The organism is Actinotignum timonense (assembly GCF_030216305.1).
Taxonomy (GTDB): Bacteria; Actinomycetota; Actinomycetes; order Actinomycetales; family Actinomycetaceae; genus Actinotignum; species Actinotignum timonense_A.
Map to the genome: position 1 here is coordinate 18,098 of NZ_JASOKT010000020.1, position 9,133 is coordinate 27,230.

2 protein-coding genes are annotated in these 9,133 nt (G+C 63.2%); one reads left to right on the forward strand and one right to left on the reverse strand.

Annotated features, from left to right (window positions below; genetic code table 11):
- Window positions 1-44 precede the first annotated feature (44 nt).
- A complete protein-coding gene (locus QP305_RS08225) occupies window positions 45-5,729 on the reverse strand; it encodes a DUF7507 domain-containing protein (protein ID WP_284904872.1) in 5,685 nt (1,894 codons plus the stop codon).
- A 291-nt stretch (window positions 5,730-6,020) separates the two neighbouring features.
- Between QP305_RS08225 and QP305_RS08230 the strand changes: the two genes are divergently transcribed.
- Window positions 6,021-9,098, forward strand: coding sequence for a Cna B-type domain-containing protein (locus QP305_RS08230; protein ID WP_284904873.1), 3,078 nt, complete (start codon window positions 6,021-6,023; stop codon window positions 9,096-9,098).
- The last annotated feature ends 35 nt before the right edge of the window (window positions 9,099-9,133 follow it).

Sequence of the window (9,133 nt, forward strand, 5' to 3'; positions counted from 1 at the left end):
TGCTGTATGCGACTCAGCTGCGTTCCGTCACGTTAATGGTGCGCTTAGCTGGCGTTCTCTCGCCGCCGCAATGCGCTACCTCCAGCCAGGAGGAGAATCGCGAGAACGATGGGCGCCGTGAGCTCAGCACCTGTATGGCTCAGCCGCTTCGTAGATGCTGGGGCGGGTGGAACCTTGGTGTCCACGCTCGCCGTGACACCCGTGAGTTTCTCCCCACCCGGAGTCACTGCGGTGACGGTTGCGGTATTGGTTACCGTCGTTCCCTGCATCGGTGCGGTGATCTTCGCCCGGGCGTGTGCTAGAAGCGCTTCTCCCGGAGCCAATACCCCGGACGCACCCGGCCAGCTGTACTCGATGGGGCCCAGCCCGGCCATTGGATCGTCGATGGTGATGCCGGTGAGCGTCGTTGTTCCAGTATTGACCACCTCGAAACGGTAGATGATGACATCCCCATCCACCTTCGCGGTTTTCTCCATCGTCATCCCCGGGTGTCCGGTGATGGTAATGGAACCGTGGCCGCCACTGCCCGGAATTTCCGGGGCGCCCGGCTTATTCGTGATGGTATCCCCGCCCGGGGTCACCCCGGTAGCGCTGGCATCGTTGCGAACGGTACCCGCATCCACCTGCTCCTGGGTCAGCACCGAGGTTGCACTCGCACTGGCCTTCTCACCCGGAGCGAGCACCCCAGCCTCACCCGGCCAGCTGTACTCAATCTCGGACAGTCCCGGGAAGTCATCCTGAATAACAACGTTGCGCAGGGTGGTATTTCCGGTGTTCTCCAGCGCGAAAGACCAGGTGACAATATCACCTGCGCGCGGGTTTTCCTTCTCCACGCTGCCCGTTTTCACCAGGGCGAATGAGGGACTCTGCGGGAGCACCACGGTTTCTGTGGCGATATCGCGCACCTCCAGCCCGCGCGGCGATGTCGCGCTCACCTTCGCGGTATTCTCCACCACGCCAGCATCAAGCAGCCCCTGAGTGACCGGCGAGGTTGCACTGGCGGTCACCGACTGCCCCGGAGCGAGGACCCCGGCCGCACCGGGCCACGCACCGAAGCTCACCGCGCTCAAGCCAGGAAGCTCATCGCGCAGTGCCACCCCACTTAGCGTGGTGGTACCGCGATTAGTGATGGTAAAGGTCCACGTGACTTCGTCACCGGCGCGCAGCATCTCGCCCGCGCGCTCCGGTACGCTCCCCTGCTTGATCACCTGGATCTGGGCGCCGTCCGGGATGCTCACGGTAGCGCTATCACTGGCTGTAACCGCTGTTCCGTGCGGATCCGTACCGGTAGCCGTGGCGGTGTTTTCCAGGCTGCCGCGGTCCACATCCGCTTGCGTCAGCGTATAAGTTCCGGTAACACGCTGAGAGGCACCGGGTGCCAGCGTTGTGATAGTACCCAGTTCCCCTCCCAGCAACGGATCAGATACGACGACGCCGCTGAGGGTCACGTTGCCGCTATTACTCACCTCAATGGAGTACTCCACGGGTTCGCCGGCACGCAGCTGGGCGGGCGTCGTCGCCGTTTTCACCAGGCGCAACACCGCGGTCCCGGGCAGCGGGGTCGTAATCGTGGCACTACCCTCCACCGCGGTACCGTGCGGGGATGCACCCGCGGCCGTGGCGGTGTTCTCCAGGCTGCCGCGGTCAATATCCGCCTGGGTGAGGGTGTAACTGCCGCTCACCGTGCCGATAGTTCCCGGGGCCAGGGTGGTGATGGTGGCAAGTTTCCCGCCGAGCAGCGGATCACTCACAACAATTCCATGCAGGGTCACATTGCCGGTATTGCGCACTGCAATGCGGTACTGCACCTGCTCACCGGCCGCGACAGTTGCCGGCGGCGTAGCTGTTTTGGTGACCGCGAGCGCCGGAGCTTCGGGGAGCTGTACAGTGGCGGTTCCCTGGGCGCTCACCGCTGTTCCGCTTGGGTCGATGCCGGTGGCCGTGGCGATATTATCCACGCTGCCGCGGTCAATATCCGCCTGCGTGAGGATGTAGCTGCCGCTCACCTGCTGGCGTGCCCCGGGTGCGAGCGTGGAAACCGCCCCCACGGTGCCGCCGAGCAGCGGGTCCGTCACCGTCACGTCACTCAGGGTGACATTGCCGGTATTGCTCACCTCAATGCTGTAGTGGACCTGCTCGCCGGCCTCGATAGTTACCGGCGGCGTAGCCGTCTTGGTCACCGCGAGGGCGCCGGCTGCAGGCAACGGAGTGGTCACCGTAGCTGTAGCCTGCACCGGAGTATTCTGCGGAGAGGTTCCGGTGACTGTCGCGGTATTGTCCACGCGGCCCGCGTCGATATCGGCTTGGGTGAGAGTGGCTTGCGCGGTTCCGGTGGCGACGGCGCCCGGCGCCAACGTGCCCTGCTGAGCGGCATCAGGCCATGTCATGGCAAGGCCACTCACCTTCGGATCACTCAGGGTGAGCTGCGAAAGCGGCACGTTCCCGGTATTCGTGATGGTGAAGGTGTAGGTCACGGTATCGCCGGCCGCCGCATTCGCGCCTGCATCACCGGCGGCAAGCGCAGCCGTCTTGGTCAGCGCAAGGGCGGGCTGGGCGTAGAAGAAGCCAAAGTCTTGGCCGTCCAACTTGGCTGCCCGCGCCACCGTCACCACGGCACTGGTGGCTGCGTCTTTACCGGCCGGGGAGTAGCTCGGCACGTAGCTCGCGCTGCCTCCCGGGGCAGGCGGGGTGACCGAGATGCGGTAGGTTCCGGCCAGTACATTATCGAAGGAATAGGTGCCGTCGGCTGCCGAGGTTGTTTCTACCGGAGCGCCACTGGGGCTGAGGACCAGGTCGCCTGTGCTGGCATCCAGGAGGCGTACGGTGGCACCTGCCAGCGCGGTGTCATCCGCGCTGGCGCCGTCGTCGTTAATATCCACGGCAATTCGCCCGCTCACAGTTGCGGCAACCACCGTAGCGTTTTGCGGTTCGCCCGCGGTCAGCGGGAGCGGGGAATGCGAGGTGGTGCGCAGCAGGCCGGTCATGGTGTTGGCGATGACCGCGCCAGCTTCCGCCTGCGATGCTTCCAGGGTGAGGGCGTAGCGCGCGCCGCCGGCAGGGCCGGTAGCGAAATCGTTGATGATAAAACGCAGTGCCGTGACCTTGCTGAGGTCTGTGGTGTCCGTCAGTTCCTGCCAGGTGACGCCCTCCGCCGGGGCGGCCCCGATGGTGCCGTGCGGCGCCGTGGTGTATTCGGCTCGCACATTAGCGGCCTCTCCCTGGAGGCGTTCCACCCCGGTAAGGATCGGGGTCACGGTGGTGCCGCGCCCGTCGCCCGCGTAGGGCAGCTCGTCCACAAAAATCGCGTGCCCCATGGAATCCATGGTGCTGTTGTACATTTCCACAAGGTAGGAAGCTGGCTCATTGCGCTGGATGCTGGGGGTGCGGAGCGTCTTGAGGTAATTCGCTCCGGCAACCAGGACCATAGTGACGTCGGTGGAGGTTTGGGCTTGCCAGCCGGCCTTATCGACCACGTCTCTCCAGTTCCACTTCCGAAGGTCATCGCCACGGAAATAGGAATCCACATTGAGCTGGCCAGATTCGGGCAAATAGGGCCCTACCTGAAGGTTGACGGGAATCTCGGGCAGCTGCTGGCCCACCGGAAGTTTGCCGCCATTGGCCACGTAATCGAAGAGATACGGGGTGCGCCCATCCGCGCAGAGATTCGCATCGGAAGCCTTGCTCCCCCTCCACGTGGCGGCATCCACGGGAGAAAGATCCACATCCACCACTTCCGCGGGAATACACATGAGCACCTGAGAGTGTGCGGCAGTCGTTTGCGGAGAATTGGGGACAAGGAAGGTTTCCGGGCGGACAGTGTAGCGATACTTGTTATTTGTTCTCGCTACCGTGATGCGGTTGCCAGTAGATCCGTCCGGATTAATATCGGTAAACAAAGATGACCTAAAACGAGCTTCTCCAACCGCGACGAAAATGCGCCCTCCGGTGCCGTTATATTGATTTCTTCCCTGGTACTTCGACCGCATATCCACGGAGAAGCTGATACCGTCATCAACAAAAACCGCGTCCGAGCTTGCCACCGCTTGGACTGTGAAGTACATATGGTAGCGCTCTCGCGCAGCGGATGGGCCTGTGCGCACGGACAGCAGATTGCCATTATTCACTTTGGGGCGGGCTTGCAACGCATAAACGTCGCTAAAATCGCCCGAATACTCGGATAGTGGGCGGAATTCCCGCAGCTCCGGGCTACCTGGGGCACCGGCCCGCACGTACAGGTCATAATCCGATTTTGGAATCTCATAGTAGCCGTTCGCTGTTTCGCCGGGCATGCCCTTGGGGTAGGGGTCCCCGGGGATATCGCTGGTTTTTACGAACAGGCGCGCAGTGCGCGGATCCATGCGTTGGTAGGCCGGATTGCCCGCGTTGAGGGTGACCTGGTTATCGACCGAGCCCACGCTTTCGTACTGACCGCCCAGGCGGGTGTTATCCAGATACTGGTAAGCAACGCCGATGAGTGCATACGGAGTATTCGGCGGCACAACGCCGTTGTGCCCCAGGCTTGGCCTTGCCCGCATCGCGTCCGGGTCGGCTCCCTCTGGATGCCTGCCGTAACGCTGATTGGTATCTGTGACGAGCCGCCCTTCCGTAGGCCGGTCGATTGTCCACGTGAGGGTTTCAGTATTATTGAGCGGGTTTGTTTCGTGGAGAGGTTGTGAGGGCGACGACGCAGAGCTGCCCCGCGGGTTGACCGGAGTGACGGAACTGCTGAAAGTAACCACCGTCTTATTAGCCAATTTCGCAAACTCAGAAGCGGGAATCCACACTCGGTATTGCACATAAGCCGCGGAATTTCCATCCCGAGCTTGCGCTCCCGTGAGAGTGAATTTTCCGAAGGAGTCCCCTTTTTCGGCAGTGATCCCCGACCGCACCGGCGCAACTGCCCATCGCTCCGGAATGAAGGGGCGCGGAGCATTAGCGCCGGGTTCTTGCACCATGATCGTAAATGCGACCGCGGTGGTGAGGGGTTTCTCAAATGTCCACCTATCGGAGAAGGGGAAACTGTACTTCGGCGTGAAACCAAAGAAATTGCCTTTTTCCGTGCCTGAACCGAAATTATAGGAGCCTTCCCCGCGGTAGGTACCTGGATAATCAAGCGGATCACGGCCATGCCCGAGATCGAAGTCGAGCTGCCCCACAACTTCAACGGAGGTGAGATCACCAGATACCGGGACGGTGCGTTCACCTTGAGCGTCGGTAATCTGGAGTTCCGGAGTATAGGTGCTCCCCGGGCCCACTCCGGTGCCCGGCCGCGCAATAATCGGTTGGATGACCACAGCAGCGGTGCCGGAACCGCCCTCATTACTCACGGTGGCGGTGAGAGTGCGGCCATCTGCGCTCACGGTGTAGGAGCGTTCCACCCCGTTCGCGGTTCCGCCCAGCACGGCGTCAAGCCCGGGGCCGGTTTCCCAGCTCCAGCCTTCCGGAAGGGTTTGTGACATCGTGGTGGCGGTAGCATCAGATGCCACAAAGGCCCACTGGAACGAGAGTCGCGATCCGTACCCAACTTTCCCATTTTTTGCGTCGGTATCGTAATCGCCGTAGGTATCATCCCCGGTAATACTGAGGGAGACATGAGTGAGGGTACCCGCTGCGGGAGCTGCGGAGGCTTGCGGGAGCGCTCCCCATCCCAAACTCAGAAGAAGGACGGTACACAGCAACGCAATAAGCGACCGCCGTGACGCCCGTGGCATCGCGAAATGTCGATTCATCGAGCTTCCTTGCGTGAAAATGTGATGGCATATTCCATCATGATGTGACTTGTTGCTATAACAGCAATGACGAGGACCTCTGCTATAACAATCTGTAATGAATCGTATCGACGTTGTCCGAATTTTTGGCAAACTTTTATTGTCTACTTTGTGGCATCGGACATATTTTTGCGCATACCTAAGTCCTGAGCGCGAAACTGCTCAAAGTACTAAAATAAATAATAATATTGTTCCGGTTTTCAACTTGAAGTATCGCCGCAGCATCGCAGCTGTCTATTCCAAGGAGTGATCATGCCGCAGCCCTCCACCCGCCAGCCGCGCTCCCGCGCGCTCTTGAGTTTCCTGGCGGTTCTCTTCCTTATTCTTGGTTCGCTGATATGGATCACCCCGGGGCCGGCCCGCGCCGCCGATACCGGCACTACGGGCGATACCAGCGCCACGGCCAATACCAGCACTGCCGGCGATACCAGCACCGCTAGCGATACCAGCCCCGCGGCCGATGCGGCGTCGTCGCCGCGCGCCGTCGTGCAATGTTCGCAAGATCCCAATGACTTGACCTGCCCCGAAGCCCTCCTCACCCAGCGCATTAGCGAGGCCGGAACCACGCCCACCCGTATTATTTTGGGCGCTACGGACACGATGCTCACGCAAACCCTGAAGATTCCCGCCGGCGCGGATATCGAGCTGGTCAATGGCGCCCGCGCCCCGTGGGGCACCACCACGTCGGGCCTCAACCGCGAGGACGGCTTCACCGGCGTGATGGTGCAGGTGCCGGCGGGCGCCGCCCTCACCTTCGATAATTACGACGGCGGCACTTTCCACCTGCTCAGCCGCGGCGAATGGGTCCCGGGCGGCGGCACCCTTCTGGATGTGCGCGGCAGCCTCACCATCAACGGCGGGGAATTCTCCGGGGTGCGCGAGGCGCGCGAGCAGAACGCCGGCGCGATTACGGTGCGCGGCAAGGGTGCCCGCTTCGTACTCAACGGCGGCAAGGTGACGGATAACCAGCGCAAACTCGGTTCGCCTTCCTCCGTGCAGCACGGCGCCGCGAATATCGCGGTGACCGAGGGCGCCACTTTTGAGATGAACGGCGGCGAAGTGAGCAAGGGCCGCGCCCATTCCAGTAACGCCAACGGCTACGGGGAAGTCGGCGGCGTGGGCGTGTACAACGGCGGGTCCGCCACCGTGAATGGCGGCACCATCACCGATAATTCCGGTTTCGCGGGCGGGATGGCGGCCTTCACCTGGCTGTGGTTCCAATCCGATGCCAACCCGGAGAAATCGGCTCGCACCCGCAATGTCATCACGATCAACGGCGGCACCATCTCCGGGAATCGCGCCGCGTTCTCCGGCGGCGGGGTCCTGTGCTTCGGTAACTCCGAGGTCACCATGAACGGCGGCACCATCGATTCCAATTCGGCGCCCAATGGTGGCGGCGTGGGAACGATGGACCTGTATGTGTGGGGCGCGGACGGCACCTGGGAGGAAATCGACGGCGACGGCAAAAAATGGGGCTTCACCACCGCGCAGTGGTCCGAGCTGTCCCCCGGCGCTTTCACCATGAACGGTGGCACGATCTCGAATAACTCCAGCTGGCGCACCGGTGCCGGCGTGAATGTGGTCTCCAATCGGGTCCAGCTCAACGGCGGCACCATCAGCGGCAATCGGGCAGGTCAGCAAGGTGGCGGCGTGTACGTCTCCACCGCCAGCTACACCCTGCACGCCGGCAATTCCCTGGTCACAGCGAATTCCGCTTCCGGAATTGGCGGCGGGATCTGGACCTGCCCCACCGGCAACGTGGAAGTCCACGTGGATAATGGCGCGGCGATTTTCGGGAACGCCGCCGAGCGCTACGGCGCGGACCTCGCCCACGATAATCTCGGTTCGGTCAGTGGCGCGCCGGTATGGACTTCGGATGCGATCCTGGGCGGTGGCCTGGTGGATTACTACCCGGATAATGCGGGCGCGCGTTTCGACCCGGCGCAGCTGAGCCTGCCCCCGGAGCAGCGCCCCCGCCCGGCGCTTCTCAAGGGCGCGGAGATTTCCGAGGAGGGCTTCGCCGCCGTGGTTTCCGATCCGGGTGCAAATGCCGCCCGCGGCGCCGCGCGCCTGGTCATTACGGGCAACGCCGCGCCGCGCGGTGCGGGTATCGGCACGAATGGCTCGGTTATTTTCGGCACGTGGGGTCGCGCGCAGGCAACGGTCACGAAACAGTGGTTCTATGAAACGACGACGCCGCCAGCGGGCAACGCGCCCAGTCCCGTACCGGCACGTCCTTCGGATATTGCCTCATCAAGCGTGCCGATGCGCCTGGTCTCCTATACTTCTGCTGAGCTCCCTGAGCCGCCGCAGGTGGTGCACGAGTTCAGTGTGACGGCTGGCGAAGAGTGGACGAAGAGCTTCACTGATTTGCCCATCCGCAACGATGCCGGGGAGTTTTATGTGTACGCGGTGCAGGAGCTGGACGCGGCCGGCAAGGTGCTGAAAACCAAGGTGCTGGAGCCTTCGCAGCTGCTGGTGCAACGTGGGGAAGAGTTGCCCGCGCGGCCGGAGTTGGCGGAAGGCATGGCCCCGCCCGAGGTGTGGTTCCTCGGGAAGGTGGCTAATGAGGTGCCCGTGCCGGTGGATATTACGGTGACGAAACAGTGGGCCTACCGCAATTCGAGCGATCCGGTGCCGGGCGCGGCACAGCCCGAACAGGTGGAATTCGAGCTGCTGCGCGATACCAGCGCGGAGTTCACCCACCCCGAGGTGGTGCAGAGCTTCACCGTAACGAAGGCCGATAACTGGACGCGCACCCTCACCGGGCTGCCCCGTGCCAATGCGGAAGGCGTGGCCTATGTGTACGGGCTGCGTGAGAAGGGAGCTGGCGCGGGTGATGCTGGCGGTGCCGGTGACGCTGCTGGTGGTGCCGGTGGTGCTGCCTCACCGAACACCGGGGCGATTGTGCCGGTGCCGGCGGCCCCTAGCGCTCCTGAGACTCCCGACGGCCCCGAGGCCCCGGGCGAGGACGGCGTTATTCACCGCGCGGTGACGGTGGTCAATACCCTGACCCCGCCCCCGCCCACAACGCCGCCCACGGTTCCGCCCACAACCGAACCGCCGGCACCGCCGACCACTCCCCCAGCGCCGCCCACAACCGAGCCGCCGGTACCGCCGACCACTCCGCCGGCGCCGCCCACGGTTCCGCCGAGCACACCGCCGGCCAGCACGCCTCCGGCTACGACTCCGCCGAGTACACCACCGGCGAATCCGCCGCGGATTGTGCGCACCGGCAGCGATGCCCGCACCGGAGCAACCCTCGCGGGCTCGGCACTGCTCGCCGGCCTCGGAATTCTGGCCTGGCGCCGCATCCGCACAGACCGCTAGGCAAGCCCTGCGCCTAAGCCACGGGGGTGGTACAT